Origin of the sequence: Arthrobacter sp. NPDC056493, from assembly GCF_042795115.1 — a bacterium.
Classification (GTDB): domain Bacteria; phylum Actinomycetota; class Actinomycetes; order Actinomycetales; family Micrococcaceae; genus Arthrobacter.
Genome location: NZ_JBHTSL010000007.1, coordinates 21,624 through 42,131 on the forward strand (window position 1 = coordinate 21,624; position 20,508 = coordinate 42,131).

The following is a 20,508-nucleotide window of genomic DNA, read 5'->3' on the forward strand; positions in this document are numbered from 1 at the left end:
AACTTGTATCAATGAGACTGCAGAACTGCTGTGCTGCAGGGAACTAACTGGTCAGTTCGACGATGGTGGCACCGTTGGGGCTGACCGGGCCCAGCTTGTAGCCGTCCGCGAGGGAGACGTACTTAACGAACTTGCCGATGATTCCGCGGCAGTTGCCCTTGCACTCCAGGCTCTTGGTCGCCGGAGTGTTGTTGTAGACCATCGGCAGCTTGTCAGAACCGCTGAAGGCCCAGCCTTGGACGTTGAAGGCGGCAAAGCTGTTCAGGTGGTAGCTCGCCCCCGAGCCCGTTCCGGTCACGTCGTCGTAGACCGGCAACAGGACGATGACCTGGCGTCCGGCGGTAATTTCACTGGCCCACTTGTTTAGGATGGCGTCGCAGTTCGACGGGCCATCGTTGCCGGTGGCGCTGCCACTCTGGTTGATAGCCAGGTTGACCAGGCCACCGCATTGGCCAGAGTTCTGAAGGGTCCAGCCGAAGCCGCCCGGCACCGTCTTGCCTGCCGGCCCCAGAGGACAGTCGGCGTTGGCATCAGCAGAATGGTTCTGGAGCAGCTGCGCCGCACCATCCACCATGCCCGATACCTGGCAGATGGAGAAGGCGAGCGGGAACACGATGGTGCCTTCCACCGGGCTGCCCCACCTCACACTGGAAGTGGCGTTCACTTCGGCGCTCGGAATGCCAAGGGCTCCGGCGAAGAAAAGCGAGATCTGATTAGCAGAGCTTCCCGGTTCCTTGGCGCCGGTGGTTACCGTCACCGTGCGGTTAGTCTTGTCCAGCGCAATGGATTTCACGTTGCTTTGCCCATCGACAGCGTTGTTGTTTGCCAAGTCAGCAGCCAGCGGTGACGTTGTTGAGCAGTTGGAATCGGTGTCATTCTTGGCGCACTTCTGCGCCATCATGAGGGCGGCGGCGTCCGAACCGTTCTGCAACTGGGCACGCTCTGCGTACAGCCGTGCGACGTCGATGGCCAGGGCCGCAAACCCCAGCACCACGACCATGAGAAGGGCGACCAAGACAGCGATTCCGCCGCGCTCTCCGTCAGAAGAATCCCTTAGCCGCCGCACAGCATGGTCCCCTTTCCGGTCATGGGAAATGGGCCAGCGATCCCTGTCATCGTGCTTAGTGTGTAACTGACAGTTACCGTCATTTGCGATCCCACCGTGCAATCAGTGGCACTGAATGAGATGTTGCCGTCGGCCAGGCTGGGAGTAAGTTGCGTTGCCGCATTCTTGGCTGCCGTTCTGGCGTCTGTTTGGCTGTTATAAATTGCCATCCACCGGGCGCTTTCGCGGGCCGCATTCGTTAGCGTGACTTGCGCGTTGTAAGCGCGCCCGAACTCCATTATTCCTAGCAGCATCAGGATCAAAACCGGGACTAGGAGCGCGAACTCGACGGCCACGGCCCCGCGTTCGGTATTCCTAGACAATATGGATCACCCTTCTGTGCGCGTGGAGTAACGGTCGGTCTCGTATGAAACCACCGGGCGGTAGCGCGAGTGCGCTACCGCCCGAGGACTTGCTGCTGCGGACTACCTGCAGCCGGCTGCTGCTGCCTCATTGACATCGGGGGTGTCGGGGTTATCTACAACTGCTGCTGCATACGTCTTGCCCTGTACCTTGCAGGCAACATCGTTGAACATCGAATTCAGGTTGCCACCAAGGAGAGTCACGGCGACGATAATGACGACCGCGATGAGGGCGACCATGATGCCGTATTCGACGGCGGTAGCGCCCTTTTCATCACGGCGGAGATTGGCGGCGTTCTTGAAGAGAGCAAGCATTTTTACTCCTGTCCGGGTGAGTGGAAGTTGTCAGACCTTGTTGATGCAGGCAGACGTGGTGGCGTCCCACTTCTTATTTGTCTGCATGTCACAGGCAGCCTTGCCGAACATGCCAGTCAAGGTGCCGCCGAGCAGAGTCACGGCAACGATGATGACGACGGCGATGAGGGCGACCATGATGCCGTATTCAACGGCGGTAGCGCCCTTTTCGTCGCGACGGATCTTGGCAGCAGCGTTAGAGAAGTAAGCAAGCATTTTGAACTCCTGAGCGAGTGTTGGAAAGCTGGTCCATCACCAGCTCTATAAAAAAGCTAGCAACGGAAATTCGCCTCAACTAGGTTCTTTGCGAACTCCTGAGCCAACCTTTAGCGGCCTGCGCATTTCCTGCGCTTGCCTTGCGCAAACCTTGAATCTTGAAGCTTCTCGACGCCGGAAACCGGGAGGGCGCTGCCGGATCTCGGCACATGGAAGGACCCCTCGGAAAGGGGGGGTAATCCGAGGGGTCCGGTCCTAAGGGGCGGAGTCGGCGCATAAGCCGGCAACCGCCGTCGTTCATTCAGATGTCGCATTCAATAAAGCGGGTCAGCAAACCCAGCCAAAGAACCTACCCCGTGAACAGCGAAATGATGCTCATCACCGTCGGCCCCAGGACCACGATGAACAGCGTGGGCAGGATGAAGAAAATCAGCGGGAACAGCATTTTCACCGGAATCTTCATGGCGTGCTCCTCGGCGCGCTGCTTCCGCTTGATCCGCATGTCTTCCGCCTGCGTTTTCAGTACGCCGGCGATGGCCACACCGTAGGCGTCGGCCTGGACTACTGCACGGATGAAGCTGCGCACATCGGGCACGTCCACCCGCTCCGCCATGGCGAGGTAGGCCTCCTTCCGCGACCGGCCCACCTGGATGTCCTGGAGCGTGCGGATCAGCTCCTCGGCCATGGGACCGTGGCCGTTGGTGCCGGCGCGGCCCATGGCTGCCTCGAACCCGAGGCCTGCCTGGACCGAGATCAGCATGTGGTCCAGAGCAACCGGCAGTTCCAGCCGAATGGCTCCCCGCCGCTTTTGCGCACGGTTGCGCACCAGCAGGTCGGGCGTGAAGTAGCAGAGCGCCGTAAGCCCCAGCAGGATGAGGAACCGCTGGGACGACGGTCCACCGGCGAAGTACAGACAGCCAAGAGCGGCCCCCGCAAAGGCAAGCAGCGGCTTGACCATGATGAGCCGGGCCAGCGGCCAGTCCTTGGGCCGGCCGGCGCCCGCCAGCTGCCGGTCCAGCCAGCCGGCGTAGCCCTTCGGCATGATGCGCTGGCTGGCCAGCATGAGCTTCTCGTTGACGCTGAGCGCCGGGCCCTTGGTCTTGGCGACCCGGCCCAGATTTGCCTGGATGTTGCGGAGCCCCGCCCGGTCGCCGGTGAAGACGAACCACGTCATGACCGTTACAGGTGCGATCACTGCCAGGATCGCCGCATAAGCCACAGGTTGCATGATGACCACCTTCTTCCTAGAACTTGGGTTTGACGATCCGGCTGAGCCAGAAGCCGCCGGCGGTGAGCAGGACGACAGCCGCGGCGATCATGAGGTAGCCGGGCAGGGTGCTGGTGAAAGTGCGGGCGTACATCTCGTTGAAGAACGTCAGTCCGATGAACATCAGCACCGGCAGGGCCATGAGGACGATCGCCGACATCCGGCCCTCTGCGCTCAGGGCCCGGATCTGCCCGCGCACCTGGTTGCGGTCCCGGACGGTGTCGCCCAGGTGGTCCAGCACCTCCGCCAGGTCACCGCCCACCTCGCGGTGGATCTCGATGGCCTGCGAGATGGAGAGGAAATCCTCGCTCTGGGTCCGCCTGGCCACGTCCGCCAGGGCTTCGCCGAGGTCCCGGCCGATCCTGGTCTCGTTGACAATCCGCCCCAGCTCTTCGGACATCGGCGGCTGGCTTTCCTGTCCCGCCGCGTCCACGGCGCGGAGCAGGCTGTGGCCGGCCCGCAGGCCGCCGGAGAACATCTGCAGCGTATCCGGCACCTGCTGGTCAAACTGCCGACGGCGGCGCGCGGCCAGGAAGTTCAGCAGCACATGCAGTCCCAGCGGGGCCAGGAGGGTCAGAAGGACGGCGGCAAAGAGACCAGCCAGGAAATACCCGACGACGGCCGCCGTCAGGGTGATCACCCCCGCCATGATCAGGTAGTCGCCCGGTTCCTTCTTGAGCCCGCACTCATCCAGCCGGTCCTGGGTAAGCAGGCCCGTTCCGCGCTTCCTGAGGCCCTTGTTGAGCGCGCCCACGGCCTGGTCGGTCAGCCGGGTCAGCGGCGAGGACTGGGTGGGGACATCGGGCCGGCGGCGGGACATCGGAAGCCCCGAGTTTGGCCTGAGGGCCACGCCGAAGACCAGGAAGATTGCGAGGTACAGCAGCACCAGTGCCAGCACAAAAACGCCGGAGTCGCCGGTCAATGTCACCGCCCCCTTGGCACGGATGTATTGGAGGATGACATACCGGCCGGCGCCATACCGATCAGGGATGCCCCGAACACTGCCGGCGAGACTTCGATGCCGAGTTCGGCGAAGCGCTCGGTGAACCGCGGCCGGACGCCCGTCGGCACCGGCTTGCCGAGGAACCGGCCGTTGGCGTCCATGCCCGCCGAATAGTCGAACACGAACGCGTCCTGGAGGGTGACAATGTCGCCTTCCATGCCCTGCACCTCGGTGATGTGCGTGACCCGCCGCGAGCCGTCGCGCATCCTTGTGATGTGCACGATCAGGTTCACGGCCGAGGCCAGCTGTTCGCGGACTGCCCGGAGCGGAATGTCCATTCCTGCCATCAGCACCAGCGTCTCGAGCCTGGCAATGGCGTCCCGCGGCGAATTGGCGTGCACCGTGGAGATGGATCCGTCGTGGCCGGTGTTCATGGCCTGCAGCATGTCGAGGCATTCGCCGCCGCGGACCTCACCCACCACAATCCGGTCCGGCCGCATGCGCAGCGAGTTCCGGACCAGGTCCCGGATGGAGACCTCACCTCTGCCCTCGATGTTCTGCGGACGGCTTTCGAGCCGGATGACGTGCTCCTGCTGGAGCTGGAGTTCGACGGCGTCCTCGATGGTTACGATCCTGTCTTCCTGCGGGATAAACCCTGACAGCACATTCAGAAGGGTGGTCTTGCCGGTACCCGTGCCGCCGGAAACGATGATGTTCATCCGGGCCACGACGCAGGCGTGCAGGAGTTCCGCCATCTCGGGGGAGAGGCTGCCCAGGGTGACGAGGTCATGAACCGTCAAGGCTTCCCGGCCGAACTTCCTGATGGTCAGCGCAGGCCCGTTGACGGCCAGCGGGGGAATGATGGCGTTGACGCGCGAGCCGTCTGCGAGCCGGGCGTCCACCAACGGGGAGGACTCATCGATCCGGCGGCCCACCTTGGACACGATCCGGTCGATAACCCGGCGCAGCGCGTCATCAGAACTGAACTTTGTGTCGGTGGGGAAGATGCGGCCCTGCCGTTCCACGTAGACCTGGTCGAAGCGGTTCACCATGACCTCGGTGATGGACGGGTCATCGAGGAAGCGCTGGATGGGTCCGTGGCCCAGGACGTCGTCAATGATGTCCCGGATCAGCCGCTGCCGCTCGGGGGCGGACAGCGGGACCTGCTCCTCATCGACGACGATCTTCAGTTCGTCCCGGACAAACTGGTGCAGTTCCTCGTCGTCGAGCGTGGAGTCTGTGAGCCGCGAGCCCAGCCGTTCATAGAGGGTCTGGGTGGCCCGTTCCTTCAGGGCATTCAGTGCCTCGCTGGCCACTGAAGCGACGGCGGGCGTCTCCAGTGCTGCCGTGGCGCTCGCCGCCGAGCCAGCGGCCTGCTCCTCATGCTTCTTGCCAAGGGTGGCGGCAGCCGGTTTGGGTTTGAAGACGTCAGCCGGCTGTGGCTTTTCGGGGTTAGGCTTGGGCTCGCCCCGGAGGTTCTGGAACCGGTCTGTGAGGTTCACTGGACTACCGCCCTTCTGTGCAGCTTCTTGTGGGGTCTTTCTTCCCAGTTCGGTTTGAACCGCTCCACCAGCTGGCGGAGCCCCTTTGCGGCGGAGTCCCGGCTGCCGTCCTGCAGAATGGGCACTCCCTTGTTCGTGGAATACGGCAGCGTTTTGGAGCGGGGGAGCGCAACGTCAACGGGGGAGCCGATGGTGGCTTCGATGTCCTGCAGCGTGAGGCCTGCCCGGCGGTCCGTCATATTCAGCACCACGTGCCTTTTTTCCGGGACGAGTCCGAGTTCGGCGAGGATCTGGAAGCCTGTCCGAAGGCCCCGGATGCTGGGAATGTCCATGCCGCAAATCCAGACGGCATCAGTGGCCTGCTCCAGCGTGGCCAGGACGTGCTCGCCCAGACCCGGTGCCGTGTCCACCACGATGTAGTGGAACTCCTCGCGCAGCTGGCTGAGGAGCCGGCTCACCTGCTCGCCGGAAATCCTGTCCATCTCCACCGGGTTTCGCGGCGCACAGAGGGCATAGATCCCGGCGGGGTGGACAGTGAGGTACGCCTTGAGGACCATGGAGTCCTGGCTCGCGGCGCCCACCACGGCGTCGGTGATGGTGTGTTCCGGGTCCAGCATCAGGCCGCTGGCAACATCGCCGAACTGCAGGTCCAGGTCCACCACCACCACACTCATGGGGGCAGCTTTCCCAAGCCCGACGGCGAGATTGGTTGCCACCGTGGTCTTGCCCACCCCGCCTTTGGGGGACATGACGGCGATGACCCGGCCGCCTTCGCCGTGGTCGGCGTGCTCGGAGGCGCCGGGGGCCAAACCACGACGGCGGCCCGCGGCCGCGAGGCTGGCCCGCTCCAGCAGGACGCGGATGGAGTCCGGATCCGCGGCCGGGTCGAGCAGGTCACGGACGCCCGAACGCATTGCCTGGAGGACTACTTCCTTGGTTTCAGGCACCACCAGGACAACGCTTATTTCCGGGTATTGCAGGTCCATGACCGAGGCCAGTTTCAATGAGCCGTCAACCGGGAGACCCGGTCCGAGGATCAGCACCTCGGGCGGCTCGCCTACGAGCTGCCGGAGGAAGTCCTGCGGGCTTTCCGGCAAATAGTCCGCCTGGAACACCCGTAGCGAACCGTGCATGCCCGAGGCGGCCAGCTGGATGCGCCGTTCGAAGTCGGCGTTGGGGGTGATGAGGACGAAGCGGCTCATCGGAACAGCCTTCCGGTGTTCACGACGCCGGACGTACCTTCCACTGCGTTGGCCGGCTCCTTGGAGAGATAGACGGTTCCGAACTCGGTGGCGAAGATGATCCTTTCAGCATCGGCGGAGTTGCGGGCCATGGTGATGAGGTAGGTGTCATTCGAAGCAGCCGCCTTCTTCGAGTTCAGGGCCCCCTTCGAGGTGTCCTCCGCCGCCACCGCCTCCGGCGACTTCGCGGTACTGCCGTCACTGAACTGTGCCGCCGTGACCAGGACCTTGTGGAAGGTCAGCTGCGTGTTGCCCGTCTTCGCCGTGGAGTCCTCCACGGAGAGGAAGACGCCAACGGTGTCGCCCGCCGCGAGGGTGCCGCCCACCACGCGTTCGATGGGAAGTTTGAGGGTGATCTCCTGCATTCCGGTGGGAACCTGGACGCGGGAGGGTCCGAGGATGGCGTCGGCGTCCACCATGCGGGTGGTGAGGAGCTGCTCACCCGGCATCAGGTCTACGGCGGCCACCTTCTGTCCAACCTGGTTCAGGTCCGTCACGGCACCGGCAGCAACTGCCAGTTTTGGTACTTCTTTAAGTACGACGGCGCCTGCCACCTTGTCTATTCCGGTACCGGCTGTGACGGTCTTTTCTACGACGTACACGGACTCGGTTTCCGTGTCAGCCATGGCACGCTTGTCAGCGTTTTGCACGTACGAGACCAGCAACACGGTTCCGATGATTGCCACAAGCAGCGCGGCAATGCCTCCCAGTAGGCGAGTTTTCACTGTTTTCCCCTTAAGAATTTTTGTTGTTGTTTATTTATGTGCGAGCCCTTAGTCGATGAGCTTGATAATTACCGTTCCCAAATTCGCCCCTCCGCCCGACCCTCCGGTAAAGGAGTCAATCGACTCGAATTTGATGAATTGGCCAATGACACAGCGATTATTGCCTCCGGAGCAGGCGAGGGCGCTGGTCATTCCCGGAGAGGTGGAAGTATTGCGAAATTCGTAAACACCGTTGTTGCCGAACTTCCAACCCCAGATCTTGAATGTCGCATAACCAATAATGTGGAACTGGCCGTTTTGTCCCTGGTTGGTGGCATTGTCGAAGATGGGAAAGGCTACATTGACGTCCCCGCCGGCAAGGATGGTTGCCTTCCATCCGGCAAGGATGTTTTGGCAGTCAGTAGGAGGATTGTTTCCCGGGTCCGAGCCGATCTGGTTGTTGCCGTTTTGGGTGGTGGCCACGCACGGAGAGCTGCGGTCCAGCCAGCCCCAACCGCCTGGAATTGCGTGGCCTGAGGGGTTGGTGCATGTTCCACCCGGTTTGTAGGAGATTTTCTGGACCTCTCCGGTGGCAAGCGCTGCGGAGAGGTTGTAACAGTGGTTTGAAATCGCCAGGGGAAATCCCGAACCGCGGGTGGGGAACTCCAGGGCAGCGGTTGCGTGGGCTCCCACGGCTGCCGGCGGCGCATTGACGGCTGAACTGAACATCTGCCGCAGGAAGCCCGCCCCGCTTGTACCGTCACGGGTAGTTGTTCTGACGGTGACCTGGTTGGCTACCGACATATCTACCTGGAGCACTTTGGACGAAGCGTCGTTTGAATTGCTGTTGGCCAAGTCCTGGGCGATGGCTTCCGCCTGGGACTGGGTACACCCCGTTGCATGGCAAGCCTGGGCGATGGCGATCGCGCCGGCATCCGCAGCGTTTTGCAGTTGCGCCCGTTCGGCGTAGATCTGGCCGACGTCCACTGCCAGTGCGCCAGCGCCCATGAGCACCAGCATCAGGATGGCCACCAGGACAGCCGCCGCGCCACGTTCCTGTTCCTTCCGGGCATTCTTTAACCGCCGCATCGCATGGCTCCCACTCCGGTGACTGTGACAGTGCTGCCGAAGATGCCCGTCAGGGTGGCGGCAGGGTAGGTGATGGTGACAGTCATGTTCTGGCCTGCGGTGCAGGCCCCGGGGGAGAAGGCATACTGAAAAGCTGCACCATTGAGTCCGGGTGCACCGGCGGTGGCGGCCTGGGCCGCTGCGCCCTGATCGTCCTCGATGGCCATTTCCCTGGCTGCCTCCCGGGCGGCCTGGGTGACCGAAATCTGCAGGTTGTAGGCGTGCGAGAACTCGACGATGCCTGCCACCAGTGCCAGAAGGACGGGCGCGACCAAGGCGAACTCGACGGCGACTGCGCCCCGGTCTCTCCGGGCGCGCTTCCCCCTGATGGAGCGTGAATTCATGCGATTCACTGGACCCTCCGCGAGTAGGTACAGCTGAAGTGGGACGGTGCGCCGCGGCCGGCTCAGCGAACGCGGCGCACCGCTGTGGGAGGTGTTAGCGCCTTAGTTCGACCAGCCGGCCACTGTGGTGCCGAGGTCCTTAAACCAGCCGTTGAGGCCGGTGCCAAAGGCTGTGACGCCGACGATGATGCCGAAGGCGATGAACGCCACGAGCAGCGAGTACTCGGTTGCGGTGGCGCCCTTTTCCGATTCCAGCCGATCCTTGATTCCGGAGACGAAAGCAAGAACCGAGACCATGAGAGCAGTCATTGTAATTTCCTTAAGTTCGATGGAATAAATGCCGTCGAATTCCAGCCTCCCCCATACCGCGAAAGGGCTGGTGCTTCGATAGCAAAAGAATCCACCCGGGGCGCCGCCGGCAACAATGCGTAGTTCTACTCGACTTTTTGAGGGGCCCCATAAGTACTCCCGCAAAGGAGTACTCACATCAGGAAATCATAGGTTTTGGACTACTTGGTTTGCTCAAGAATGGATCAAGAAAGCATGTGTGCAGAAAGCCTGCATCTAACGTTTCACCAGAAATCCGTCTTTAGGATGCCAGTAATGCCGTGCCCAAGGCTGCGGCCAGCATTGAGGGGCCAAAAGCTATTTCGGAGCTCAAATTGGCGCGTTTTAGCCTAATCAAAACGGCGGACAAAATCCCGCCCAGCACGAAGCCGAGTGCTCCGCCGTAGAACAGCTGGCTCCACCCCAAGTAACCCAGGTAAAGGCCCACCGGGGCGGCAAGTTTGACGTCCCCCATGCCGATGCCGTTTGGCGAGATCAGGGCCAAAATCAGGAAAACAACGAACAGGATGGCAGCCCCGGCCGCCGCGCGGAGCAGTTCGGCCCACTCTGCCGCGGCGGAGCTGCCCAGGACGAGGAGTGCCAGGCCGGCCACCAGCAGCGTCAGCACGAGTGGATTCGGCAGCAAATGATGGGCCAGGTCAACGCGTCCCAGCTGCACGCCGAGGGCGGCCAGCAGCAGAAAGGCCGGCAGGGACCACTCCGTACCGAACCGCAGCGCAAGGGCTGCGCACAGCAGGCCGGTGAGTGCCGCCGTCGTAATTCTTGTCCGTGCGCCCGGCAGTCCGCCCAGGCGGGGGAGGGTGCGTGCGATGAGGAGTTCAGCAAGCGGGCTCAGTAAAATACCAAGGAGTCCCATGGCCACTGCAAAAGGGGCCGCTGCAAAGAGCGGCCCGGCGCTGGCGGCGATACCTGCTGACGACACGTGGACTCCTGGATGGTAGGGCCCGGCGCTGGCGCAGGACTCCAAGCCCCCGCCACCGGATACCCCATTTTGACCCGGGCCTCCGGTTGGCGCTATTCTTGGTAGTCGTTGTGCGTGTCCTTTCTCGATGATGCGTGCCCGCTAGGGGATCCAGTTGCAGGGTCGCTACCCGACGGGCATTTTCGGGACTAGGGGAATAACTGGTCCATAGAGCCCTCACCTCTGTTCCGGTCGCGCATAGATAGTAGGCGCACCCCGTGTGACGCCTAAAACAAGAACGCCAGAACAAGAACGAGGCAAACACCGTGCGTACGTACACCCCGAAGCCCGGCGATATCAACCGCCAGTGGCACGTCATTGACGCCACCGACGTTGTCCTGGGTCGTCTTGCCAGCCAGACCGCAACACTGCTGCGCGGAAAGCACAAGCCGACCTTTGCGTCCCACATGGACATGGGCGACTTCGTCATCATCATCAACGCTGAAAAGGTTGCCCTCACCGGCGCCAAGCTGGAGCAGAAGCGCGCATACCGCCACTCCGGTTACCCGGGCGGCCTGACCTCCGTCAACTACGCGGAACTCCTGGAGTCCAACCCGGTCCGCGCCGTTGAGAAGGCCATCAAGGGCATGCTCCCCAAGAACTCCCTCGCTGCCCAGCAGCTGAGCAAGCTGAAGGTCTACCGTGGCGCCGAGCACCCCCACGCAGCCCAGCAGCCCAAGACTTTCGAAATCACCCAGGTCGCCCAGTAGTCCTGGCCACCAACACTTTTATCTACAAGGAGAACCGTGGCTCAGAACGATGAACTGACCACCGAAGCCGTTGAGGCTGAGGAAAACCTGACCAGCTACACCTCGGAAAGCGGCGCTGCTGAAGCTGCCCCGAAGAAGGAGCGCCCGGCACTGACCGTTGCCGGCGCAGCTGTTGGCCGCCGCAAGGAAGCCGTTGCACGCGTTCGCGTTGTGCCGGGCTCCGGCAAGTGGACCATCAACGGCCGCGAGCTGGATAACTACTTCCCGAACAAGCTGCACCAGCAGGACGTCAACGAGCCCTTCAAGATCCTGGATCTCGAAGGTGCCTACGACGTCATCGCCCGCATCCACGGCGGTGGCCCCTCCGGCCAGGCCGGTGCACTGCGCCTCGGCATCGCCCGTTCGCTGAACGAGATCGACGTCGAGAACAACCGCGCCACCCTGAAGAAGGCCGGCTACCTCACCCGTGACGCCCGCGTCATCGAGCGTAAGAAGGCCGGTCTCAAGAAGGCACGCAAGGCCCAGCAGTACTCCAAGCGCTAAATCCGCTTGCTGGGGCGATTTTGCCCCGCTCCAGAAGCCCGTTCCGCCATTTGGCGGGGCGGGCTTCTGCCGTTAACCCCGGTTACCCGGCTGGCAACGCCGGTGAGCAGGGGAAACGTCCGTAACGCCCTTCATGGACGCCGTGCAGAGCGGGTTCAGGGCGGGGACGGGCACCTGAATCGTCTAAACTTGACCCGATGTCTACATTATTTGGAACAGACGGTGTCCGGGGCCTGGCGAATGGCCTGCTGACTGCCGAGCTCGCATTGCAGCTGGCCCAGGCCGCCGCCGTCGTGCTTGGCCATGAACGCACCAGCGAAGGTGCGCGGCCGCGCGCCGTGGTGGCGAGGGATCCCCGCGCAAGCGGCGAGTTCATCGCAGCGGCTGTGGAAGCCGGGCTTTCCAGCTCCGGGATCGACGTGTACGACGCCGGCGTCCTGCCCACCCCCGCCGCCGCCTACCTCGTGGCAGACCTGAACGCTGACTTCGGCGTCATGATCTCCGCCTCGCACAATCCGGCCCCGGACAACGGGATCAAGTTCTTCGCCCGCGGCGGGCAGAAACTCCCCGACGAGGTGGAGGACGCCATCGAGGCCCAGATGGGCAAGGAGCCCTTCCGCCCGGTGGGTGGCGAGGTTGGCCGCATCCAGCGCTTCTCCGACGCCGAGGACCGCTACATCGTCCACCTCCTGGGCACCCTGCCGCACAACCTCGACGGCCTCAAGGTGGTCCTCGACTGCGCGCACGGCGCCGCCAGCGGCTGTTCCCCCCAGGTCTTCAAGGACGCCGGCGCTGACGTCGTTGTCATCGGCGCCGAACCGGACGGCCTGAACATCAACGAAGGCGTGGGTTCCACCCACCTCGGCCCGCTCAAGGCGGCCGTGGTGCAGCACGGCGCCGACCTCGGCATTGCCCACGACGGCGACGCCGACCGCTGCCTTGCCGTGGACCACGAGGGCAACGAGGTGGACGGCGACCAGATCATGGCCATCATTGCCGTCGCCCTCAAGAAGGCCGGCAAGCTCACCGACAACGTCCTCGTCGCCACCGTGATGAGCAACCTCGGCCTCAAGATCGCCCTTCGCGACGCCGGCATCGCCATCCGCGAGACGGGCGTGGGGGACCGGTACGTCCTCGAGGAAATGCGCGACGGCGGCTACAACCTGGGCGGCGAACAGTCCGGCCACGTGATCCTCGCCGACTACGCCACCACCGGCGACGGCGTGCTGACCGGCCTGCAGCTGGCGGCCCAGGTGGCCCTGACCGGCCGGCCGCTCAAGGAGCTCGCCACGATCATGACCAAGCTGCCCCAGGTCCTCATCAACGTGAAGGACGTGGACCGGAGCCGCGTCGGCGGTGACGAGACCCTGGCCGCAGCCGTCACGGCAGCCGAAGCCGAGCTGGGCGACACCGGCCGGGTACTCCTGCGCCCCTCCGGCACGGAGCCCGTGGTGCGCGTCATGGTGGAGGCCGCAGACCAGCAGACCGCCCAGGCGATTGCCGAACGCCTCGCCCAGGTTGTGAAGACCCAGCTGGCGCTGGAACTCGTCGACTGAGTTTCGCCTTAAAGGCATAAAGCAGCCCGCCTCCTGACTGACTGGTTCAGGCGGAGGCGGGCTGCTTTTTTGTATTCAGTTACTTGGCGGCCTGGTTCTGGTTCTGGGTCTGCAGGGCGTCGCGGATCTCCTTCAACAGCGCGATCTGCGGATCCTCGGCTGCTTCCTGCTTGGCGTCCTGCCCGATTCCGAGCTTGCGGTTGCGGTGTTCGATCAGCTTGTTCATCGGGGCGACGAGGACGAAGTAGAGCGCTGAGGCGACCAGCAGGAAGTTGACCACAGCGGTCAGCAGCACGCCGAACCGCACGTCCCCGAACGCCAGGAAATTATCAAAGTTTGGCTCGCCGACCAGCAGCGAGATCAGTGGCATCAGGACGCTCTTGACCAGTGCATCGACCACGGCGCTGAAGGCTGATCCGATGACCACCGCCACGGCCAGGTCGATGACGTTTCCCTTGAGAATGAACTTCTTGAATCCACTAAGCATGCCAACCAAACTACCGCACCCCGTTTACTGGGTCGTTACCGGGACCTTGCGGGGAGAAGCAGGGCGTCAGAGGTAGCCGGGTGCCGCGCCCAGGCCGAAATACTGTTCCAGGGTGGCGATGCCGCGCCTCCGCATGTCCGTGGCCGCCTCCACGCCGATGTACCGCAGGTGCCACGATTCGTAGAAATACCCGGTGATTTCGTGCTGCATCCACGGGTACCGCACCACGAAGCCGAAGCGGTGCGCGTTGGCCTTGGCCCAAACGGCGGCCGGCTGCTCGGCGAAGCAGGGCTGGAAGCTGCAGGCGCCGCCGCCGTCGCCAATGTCGAACGACCAGCCTGTCTGGTGCTCGGAATAACCCGGCCGCGCCGAAGCGGTGTCCGCCGCGGCCCGCCCTTGGGAGCTTACCCAGCCGTTATAGGTGACGGTCTGCGTCGCGTAGGAGCGGTAGCCGCTCGCCAGCGTCATGGTCACGCCGTCCGCCGCAGCCGCGGCGAACATCCGTTCTGCGGCAGCCGCCGTCGTGCTGTTCAGCTGCGCCGCCTCGCCGGCGACGGCGAGGGCCACGCTCGGCTGGACCAGATCGGCCGGAATGTAGTTGGCCGGCTTGAGCGGGCGGTGCTTATTGACGATCACCCAGGGGCTGGCGGGGGCGGTCAGCGAGTACTGCCTGGGCAGCCGTGAAGCGGCCGACGGCGGGGCCGCCGCCGCCGTCGTTGTGGCGGACGGCGACTTTGCTGCGGGGGATGAGGAGGACCCTGAGGGGGAGGCCGTGACGGACGCCGTGGCAGAGCTGCCGGTGGACGCCGACGCGGTTGCGGATCCCGAAGGAGCCGGCGACGCCTTGCCGGATGGGGTTTGTGATGCCGTTCCCGAGGCCGCCGAAGTGGTACCCGCAGCCTCCGGTGCAGGGCCGGGGGTGCAGGCGGCGAGGGCCGACAGGCCGGCACCAGTCATCAGTAGCCGGGCCACCGCGCGGCGGGTAGGGCGTGATCCGGGCTGGGACCCCGGAGAGGTCTCGGTGCAGGGTCCGGTTTCTTTGCCCGTGGAAGGTTCTGGAGAGCTGCCGCACATGCGTGCTAGACCTTCCTCAGCAGCATCCTGCGGACGGAGTGGTCTGCTTCCTTGGTGAGCACCAGCTGCGCCCGCCCCCGGGTGGGCAGCACGTTCTCTTCCAGGTTCGGTTCGTTGATGCGCTTCCAGATGTCGCGGGCCGTCGCTTCGGCCTCGGTATCGGACAGCGTGGCATAGCGGTGGAAGTACGACTCCGGCTGCGCGAAGGCGGTGGAACGGAGTTTGCGGAACCGGTCCACGTACCACTCCTCGATGTGCGACGTCTTGGCATCCACGTAGATGGAAAAGTCGAAGAAGTCGCTCAGCGCCAGCCCCTGGCGGCCGTCGTGCCGCGGCCGGGCGGGGGCCAGCACGTTCAGGCCCTCGACAATAAGGACGTCCGGGCGGCGGACCACCACTTCCTTGCCGGGGACGATGTCATAGGTGACGTGCGAGTACCAGGGGGCCCGCACCTCCTCGGCGCCGCCCTTGATCTCGCTCACAAACCGCAGCAGCGCGCGGCGGTCGTAGGACTCCGGGAATCCCTTGCGGTCCAGCAGCTGCCGGCGCTTGAGTTCAGCCAGCGGATACAGGAAGCCGTCGGTGGTGATGAGCTCGACGTTTGGTGTGCCCGGCCAGCGCCGCAGCATCTCGCGGAGAACGCGGGCGATGGTGGACTTGCCCACAGCCACGGAGCCGGCGACGCCGATCACGAACGGGGTGCGCTGGGTCTGTTCACCGAGGAAGGTGGTGGTGGCCGCGTGCAGCTGGCCGGCCGCTTCGACATACAGGTGCAGCAGCCGTGACAGCGGCAGATAGACCTCGCGCACCTCGCTGATGTCCAGGGGGTCACCGAGACCGCGAAGGCGCAGCACGTCCTCTTCATTAAGGGGCTGCTCCATCTGGGCCGAGAGCCGGGACCACGTCTGCCGGTCCAGCTCCACGAACGGGGAAACACCCTCCCCGTTCGCTTCGTTGCGTTGCAAAGTCACCCTAGAGATTCTGCCCCTCCCGGCGCCGAGAGCGAAATGCAGCCATTCTTGAGTGAATCTTGACCCTATGCGTTACCCATTCCTGAGCCTGCCGCGGGACTGTTCAGTGAATAGGGAGAACCGACGCAGAATTTGAAGGGTCTCAACATGGGAAAGGCAGTCACGCCGAAGGAACCGCCGCAGCGGACAGGCCGCGACTTTGGCGGCAGGCGCGGCGGTGGAGCGGCCACCCGGATCTTCGAAATCCGCCGCCGGAAGCGGTTCGCCGAGGCGGCGCGCATGGCCAACTTTGCCGTCCTCATGGTCCTCCTCTTTGCCGTCCTGGGACTCGTCGTCATTCCGCAGGCCACCGGGTCACAGACCTACACAGTGCCCACAAACTCCATGGCGCCCACATATTCCGCGGGCACGTTCCTCGTGGTGAAACCCGCCGCCTTGAGCCAGTTGAAGTACGGGGACGTGGTCACCTACCAGCCCGCCCCTGACAGCCCTGAAGTGCTGACTCACCGGGTCGTGGGCTTTGGGGCCCTGCAGGACGGCGAGAGAACCCTGGTCACAAAGGGTGACAGCGCCAACGCCAACGATCCGGAGCCCGTCCGCGCCCGGCAGATAAAAGGGAAGCCCCTTTACGCGATCCCGCTGGTTGGCTATCTCACCAGCGCCGTCGGCGACGCTGACCGCGAGCTTTGGATGAAGCTGGCGGTGGCTGGACTTATCGGCCAGTGCCTGCTGCTCATCGTGCTGGGCGTCCGCCGCCGGCGACGGGGAGGATGACGTAGCGGGCGGGAGTTCTTCGCAAAGCCAGATAGGCTTATACCCATGTGTGGAATCGTGGGTTATGTTGGCCGTTCGTCGGGCCGGGCTGATGCCGGGCACGGTGCGTTGGATGTTGTTCTTGAGGGGTTGCGCCGTCTGGAGTACCGCGGATATGACTCCGCCGGTGTTGCGGTAGTGGCTGACGGGGAGATTTCCTCGCGGAAGAAGTCCGGGAAGCTGAGCAACCTGCTGGCCGAACTGGAGGAGCGGCCGCTGCCGGAGTCGCTGACCGGTATCGGTCACACGCGCTGGGCCACGCATGGTGGCCCGACGGATCAGAACGCGCACCCGCATCTGTCTGATGGCGGGAAGCTCGCGGTGATCCACAACGGCATCATTGAAAACTTTGCTGAGCTGAAGCAGGAGCTGCTGGCCAAGGGTGTTGTCTTCAAGTCGGAGACCGACACCGAGGTGGCCGCGGCGCTGCTGGGCGACATTTTCCGGAACAAACTGGGCGGGGACGTCTCCGACGGCGGCCTGACCCGGGCCATGGAACTGGCCTGCCAGCGGCTCGAGGGCGCGTTCACGCTCCTCGCGGTGCACGCCGACCAGCCTGACGTCGTCGTGGCCGCGCGCCGGAACTCCCCGCTGGTGGTGGGTTTGGGCGAGGGCGAGAACTTCCTGGGTTCGGACGTGTCCGGGTTCATCGACTACACCCGGCGTGCGGTGGAGCTGGGCCAGGACCAGATCGTGACGATCACCGCGGACACCGTGGAGATCACCGACTTCTTCGGCGCCCCGGCGGAGGGCAAGGAGTACCACGTTGACTGGGACCCGGCCTCCGCGGAAAAGGGTGGCTTCAACTCTTTCATGGAGAAGGAAATCCATGACCAGCCCGACGCCGTGGCGCAGACCCTGCTGGGACGCTCGGACCTGAACGGCAAGCTGACCCTGGATGAGCTGCGCATCGACCCGCAGCTGCTCAAGCAGGTGGACAAGATCATCGTCCTGGCGTGCGGCACGGCAGCCTACGCGGGCCTGGTGGCCAAGTACGCCATCGAGAACTGGTGCCGGATCCCCACCGAGGTGGAGCTCGCGCACGAGTTCCGCTACCGGGACCCGATCGTTGACGCCAACACCCTGGTGGTCTCCATCAGCCAGTCCGGCGAGACGATGGACACGCTGATGGCGGTCCGCTACGCCCGCGAGCAGGGCGCGAAGACCATTTCCATCTGCAACACGAACGGCTCCACGATTCCGCGGGAGTCCGACGCCGTGCTGTACACGCACGCCGGCCCGGAAATCGCCGTCGCCTCCACGAAGGCATTCCTGGCGCAGATCACCGCCGCCTACCTGCTGGGCCTGTACCTGGCGCAGCTGCGCGGGAACATCTTCACCGGCCAGATCAAGGACGTCCTCGCGGACCTGGGCAAGATCCCGGCGAAGATCCAGAAGATCCTGGACTCGGCCGAGGAACTGCGCGAGCTGGCCCGGAGCATGAAGGACGAGAAGTCCGTGCTGTTCCTGGGCCGTCACGTGGGCTTCCCGGTTGCCCTTGAGGGCGCGTTGAAGCTCAAGGAAATCGCGTACATCCACGCCGAGGGCTTCGCTGCCGGCGAGCTCAAGCACGGCCCGATCGCGCTGATCGACGACGGCCAGCCGGTCTTCGTTGTGGTGCCGTCCCCGCGCGGGCGGGACTCGCTGCACTCCAAGGTGGTGTCCAACATCCAGGAAGTCCGTGCCCGCGGTGCCCGCACCCTGGTGATCGCCGAGGAAGGCGACGAATCGGTCAAGGACTACGCCGAGCACGTGTTCTACGTCCCGGAAACCCCGACCCTGCTGATGCCGCTGCTGACCACGGTTCCGCTGCAGATTTTTGCTGCTGAACTGGCCGGCGCAAAGGGCTACGACGTGGACCAGCCGCGCAACCTCGCCAAGAGCGTCACAGTAGAGTAAGCCCATGATTGTTGGCATCGGCGTAGACGTAGTGGACATCGAGCGCTTCGGACGGCAGCTGGAGCGCACCCCCGGACTCCGGGACCGGCTGTTTGTGCCGGCCGAACGGGAACTGAACACCCGCTCCCTGGCCGCGCGGTTCGCCGCCAAGGAGGCCGTGGCCAAGGTCCTGGGCGCGCCGGCCGGCATGAACTGGCAGGACTGCTGGATCGGCCTCGACCAGAACGGCCCCACCATCCAGGTCAAGGGAACAGTGCTCGCCGTGGCCGACGCCAAGGGCGTCAAACGGTGGCACCTCTCCATGAGCCACGACGGCGGCATCGCCACTGCCACCGTCCTGGCCGAGGGCTGACCCCGGACGGACTGACCACATGATCAGCGCCTATACCGGAACCCAGATCAGGGAAGCTGAAAAGCCCCTGCTGGATTCGGGTATGGGCGCTGTTCTCATGCAGCGGGCAGCCCGCGGCATGGCAGCCGCCGCCATCGCGGAGCTGCGCCGCCGCGGGCGCCGGCTGTACGGATCCAGCGTCCTCGTCCTGGCCGGCAAGGGCAACAACGGCGGGGACGGCCTCTTCGCCGCGGCACACCTTGCCGGACGGGGAATGCGGACGACGGCGGTGCTCGCCTCCGCCACTGCCCACCCGGACGGACTGGCCGCCTTCCGGCGCGCCGGCGGCGGGGTGCTGACGCTGACTGACGCGAACGCCGGTGAGCTGGCAGCGCTGGCCGGCAGGGCCGACGTCGTCATTGACGCGCTGCTCGGGACCGGCGCCCAGGGCGGACTCCGTGGAGCCTCGGCGGAACTCGTTTCGCAGCTTGCCGGATCGCGGCTCGCCGGACCGCAGGCCGTTGCGGGGTCCCGTGGCCTCGTGGTGGCATGCGACGTGCCCAGCGGCGTGGACGCCGACACCGGCGAGGCCGCCGGACCCGTGCTGCCCGCCGACATCACCGTCACCTTCGGCGGGGCCAAAGCCGGCCTGCTGACGGACCCCGGAGCGGACTTCGCCGGCCGGGTGTTGGTGGTCCCGATCGGCATTGAGGACTCGCTCCCGTGGCCCGCCCTGCGCCGCCTGGAGGCCGCCGACCTGGCCGCACTGCTCCCGCGCCCCGCGCGGCGCGCCCACAAGTATTCGCGGGGCGTCCTCGGGGTGGTGGCCGGATCGCCGGCCTACCCCGGCGCCGCCGTGCTCGCCTGCCGCGGGGCGCTCTCTGCGGGCGTCGGGATGGTCCGCTACGTCGGGCCGCCGGAGGTGGCCGACCTCATCCGCCACAGCTGCCCCGAGGTGGTCTGCAGTACCGGCACCGTGGCAGAGACCCACGTCCAGGCCTGGCTGGTGGGCTCCGGGATGGACGGATCGGACGAGGAAGAGATGCAGCGTGTCCGCGACGCCGTCGACTCGGGCCTGCCCACCGTGGCCGACGCCGGCGCCCTGCCTGTGCTGCCGGACGTGCTGGCCCCGCAGGTGGTGCTGACGCCGCACGCCGGGGAGCTTGCCACCCTGCTGCAGCGCCTCGGCGCCGACCTGGACCGCGAGGCCGTCGAGGCCTCCACCCTCGCCGCGGTGCGCCGCGCCGCCGGCCTGACCGAGGCCACCGTGCTGCTGAAAGGCGCCAGCACGCTGGTGGCGTCGCCCTACCAGGATTTCTACAGCCAGGCCGAGGGAACGCCCTGGCTGGCCACGGCCGGCAGCGGCGATGTGCTGGCCGGAATCATTGGTGCCCTGCTCGCCCAGGTGGGGGCCGACGTCGGACGGTTCCGGGCGGCAGGCATCGATCCGGACGAACGCTGGGCGGCCATTGGCGCCATGGGGGCGAGCCTGCACGGCCTCGCCGGAGCCGCAGCGGCGGCGGGCGGCCCGCTGACGGCGGGGCGGATATCCGACGCCTTACCCGGTATATGGGGTAAAGTCAGCACGCTTAGTAAGTAGCTGTGGGACACGTAATAGTCACACCCACCCGCTACGGTAAGACCAAGTT

At 64.8% G+C, this 20,508-nt stretch carries 23 protein-coding genes; 7 read left to right on the forward strand and 16 right to left on the reverse strand.

Annotation, left to right across the window (positions count from 1 at the left end; all coding sequences use genetic code 11):
* Nucleotides 1–43: 43 nt before the first annotated feature.
* From ACFQ50_RS04685 to ACFQ50_RS04745, 13 genes are all read right to left on the reverse strand, one after another.
* Nucleotides 44–1,066 carry a pilus assembly protein TadG-related protein gene (locus tag ACFQ50_RS04685; RefSeq protein ID WP_377994345.1) on the reverse strand — a complete coding sequence of 341 codons (1,023 nt, stop codon included), beginning with the start codon at nucleotides 1,064–1,066 and terminating at the stop codon, nucleotides 44–46.
* Nucleotides 1,054–1,401 (reverse strand): TadE/TadG family type IV pilus assembly protein, encoded by a 348-nt coding sequence (locus tag ACFQ50_RS04690; RefSeq protein WP_377994346.1) that lies wholly within the window; start codon nucleotides 1,399–1,401, stop codon nucleotides 1,054–1,056. The genes ACFQ50_RS04685 and ACFQ50_RS04690 overlap by 13 nt, the downstream gene beginning before the upstream one ends.
* 129 nt (nucleotides 1,402–1,530) lie before the next feature.
* Nucleotides 1,531–1,782, reverse strand: a complete 252-nt coding sequence (locus ACFQ50_RS04695; RefSeq protein ID WP_377994347.1) for a Flp family type IVb pilin — start codon at nucleotides 1,780–1,782, stop codon at nucleotides 1,531–1,533.
* Between the two features lie 30 nt (nucleotides 1,783–1,812).
* A complete protein-coding gene (locus ACFQ50_RS04700) occupies nucleotides 1,813–2,037 on the reverse strand; it encodes a Flp family type IVb pilin (protein WP_377994348.1) in 225 nt (74 codons plus the stop codon).
* 349 nt (nucleotides 2,038–2,386) lie between these two features.
* Nucleotides 2,387–3,265, reverse strand: coding sequence for a type II secretion system F family protein (locus ACFQ50_RS04705; protein WP_377994349.1), 879 nt, complete (start codon nucleotides 3,263–3,265; stop codon nucleotides 2,387–2,389).
* A gap of 16 nt (nucleotides 3,266–3,281) precedes the next feature.
* Complete coding sequence (locus tag ACFQ50_RS04710) at nucleotides 3,282–4,232, reverse strand: type II secretion system F family protein (protein ID WP_377994350.1); 951 nt, start codon at nucleotides 4,230–4,232, stop codon at nucleotides 3,282–3,284.
* The gene (locus ACFQ50_RS04715; RefSeq protein WP_377994351.1) at nucleotides 4,229–5,749 is read right to left on the reverse strand and encodes a CpaF family protein; all 1,521 of its coding nucleotides are present in this window, start codon (nucleotides 5,747–5,749) and stop codon (nucleotides 4,229–4,231) included. Before ACFQ50_RS04715 ends, ACFQ50_RS04710 begins: the two co-directional genes overlap by 4 nt.
* Nucleotides 5,746–6,951 (reverse strand): CpaE family protein, encoded by a 1,206-nt coding sequence (locus tag ACFQ50_RS04720; RefSeq protein ID WP_377994352.1) that lies wholly within the window; start codon nucleotides 6,949–6,951, stop codon nucleotides 5,746–5,748. The genes ACFQ50_RS04715 and ACFQ50_RS04720 overlap by 4 nt, the downstream gene beginning before the upstream one ends.
* Nucleotides 6,948–7,715, reverse strand: a complete 768-nt coding sequence (locus tag ACFQ50_RS04725; RefSeq protein WP_377994353.1) for a Flp pilus assembly protein CpaB — start codon at nucleotides 7,713–7,715, stop codon at nucleotides 6,948–6,950. The genes ACFQ50_RS04720 and ACFQ50_RS04725 overlap by 4 nt, the downstream gene beginning before the upstream one ends.
* A gap of 48 nt (nucleotides 7,716–7,763) precedes the next feature.
* Complete coding sequence (locus ACFQ50_RS04730) at nucleotides 7,764–8,783, reverse strand: pilus assembly protein TadG-related protein (RefSeq protein ID WP_377994354.1); 1,020 nt, start codon at nucleotides 8,781–8,783, stop codon at nucleotides 7,764–7,766.
* A complete protein-coding gene (locus tag ACFQ50_RS04735; RefSeq protein ID WP_377994355.1) occupies nucleotides 8,771–9,166 on the reverse strand; it encodes a TadE/TadG family type IV pilus assembly protein in 396 nt (131 codons plus the stop codon). The genes ACFQ50_RS04730 and ACFQ50_RS04735 overlap by 13 nt, the downstream gene beginning before the upstream one ends.
* 102 nt (nucleotides 9,167–9,268) lie before the next feature.
* Nucleotides 9,269–9,475, reverse strand: a complete 207-nt coding sequence (locus tag ACFQ50_RS04740) for a Flp family type IVb pilin (RefSeq protein ID WP_377994356.1) — start codon at nucleotides 9,473–9,475, stop codon at nucleotides 9,269–9,271.
* A 280-nt stretch (nucleotides 9,476–9,755) separates the two neighbouring features.
* Nucleotides 9,756–10,436 (reverse strand): prepilin peptidase, encoded by a 681-nt coding sequence (locus ACFQ50_RS04745; protein ID WP_377994357.1) that lies wholly within the window; start codon nucleotides 10,434–10,436, stop codon nucleotides 9,756–9,758.
* A 305-nt stretch (nucleotides 10,437–10,741) separates the two neighbouring features.
* On the opposite strand from ACFQ50_RS04745, the gene rplM reads away from it, so the two are divergent.
* The 3 genes from rplM (at nucleotide 10,742) to glmM (ending at nucleotide 13,284) form a co-directional block, all read left to right on the forward strand.
* On the forward strand, nucleotides 10,742–11,185 hold the full coding sequence (rplM, locus tag ACFQ50_RS04750) for a 50S ribosomal protein L13 (protein WP_003805351.1): 444 nt from the start codon (nucleotides 10,742–10,744) through the stop codon (nucleotides 11,183–11,185).
* A 36-nt stretch (nucleotides 11,186–11,221) separates the two neighbouring features.
* A complete protein-coding gene (gene rpsI, locus ACFQ50_RS04755) occupies nucleotides 11,222–11,728 on the forward strand; it encodes a 30S ribosomal protein S9 (RefSeq protein ID WP_003805350.1) in 507 nt (168 codons plus the stop codon).
* 197 nt (nucleotides 11,729–11,925) lie between these two features.
* A complete protein-coding gene (glmM, locus tag ACFQ50_RS04760; RefSeq protein ID WP_377994358.1) occupies nucleotides 11,926–13,284 on the forward strand; it encodes a phosphoglucosamine mutase in 1,359 nt (452 codons plus the stop codon).
* 79 nt (nucleotides 13,285–13,363) lie between these two features.
* Here glmM and mscL read toward each other — a convergent pair whose 3' ends face one another.
* The 3 genes from mscL to coaA all read right to left on the reverse strand — a co-directional run bounded on the left by mscL (nucleotide 13,364) and on the right by coaA (nucleotide 15,816).
* Complete coding sequence (gene mscL, locus ACFQ50_RS04765; protein ID WP_377994359.1) at nucleotides 13,364–13,771, reverse strand: large conductance mechanosensitive channel protein MscL; 408 nt, start codon at nucleotides 13,769–13,771, stop codon at nucleotides 13,364–13,366.
* A 66-nt stretch (nucleotides 13,772–13,837) separates the two neighbouring features.
* A complete protein-coding gene (locus ACFQ50_RS04770) occupies nucleotides 13,838–14,728 on the reverse strand; it encodes a D-alanyl-D-alanine carboxypeptidase family protein (protein ID WP_377994360.1) in 891 nt (296 codons plus the stop codon).
* Between the two features lie 122 nt (nucleotides 14,729–14,850).
* Complete coding sequence (gene coaA / locus ACFQ50_RS04775; RefSeq protein WP_377994361.1) at nucleotides 14,851–15,816, reverse strand: type I pantothenate kinase; 966 nt, start codon at nucleotides 15,814–15,816, stop codon at nucleotides 14,851–14,853.
* A 147-nt stretch (nucleotides 15,817–15,963) separates the two neighbouring features.
* Here coaA and ACFQ50_RS04780 point away from each other — a divergent pair, with 147 nt between their 5' ends.
* From ACFQ50_RS04780 to ACFQ50_RS04795, 4 genes are read left to right on the forward strand one after another with little or no spacing between them, the layout of a single operon-like run.
* Entirely contained in the window at nucleotides 15,964–16,590 is a 627-nt protein-coding gene (locus ACFQ50_RS04780) for a signal peptidase I (RefSeq protein ID WP_377994362.1), read from the forward strand.
* A gap of 45 nt (nucleotides 16,591–16,635) precedes the next feature.
* Nucleotides 16,636–18,528: a glutamine--fructose-6-phosphate transaminase (isomerizing) gene (glmS, locus tag ACFQ50_RS04785; RefSeq protein ID WP_377994363.1), complete on the forward strand. Its 1,893-nt coding sequence runs from the start codon at nucleotides 16,636–16,638 to the stop codon at nucleotides 18,526–18,528.
* A gap of 4 nt (nucleotides 18,529–18,532) precedes the next feature.
* Nucleotides 18,533–18,880, forward strand: coding sequence for a holo-ACP synthase (locus ACFQ50_RS04790; protein ID WP_104136634.1), 348 nt, complete (start codon nucleotides 18,533–18,535; stop codon nucleotides 18,878–18,880).
* Between the two features lie 19 nt (nucleotides 18,881–18,899).
* The gene (locus ACFQ50_RS04795; RefSeq protein WP_377994364.1) at nucleotides 18,900–20,459 is read left to right on the forward strand and encodes an NAD(P)H-hydrate epimerase; all 1,560 of its coding nucleotides are present in this window, start codon (nucleotides 18,900–18,902) and stop codon (nucleotides 20,457–20,459) included.
* Nucleotides 20,460–20,508 lie beyond the last annotated feature (49 nt).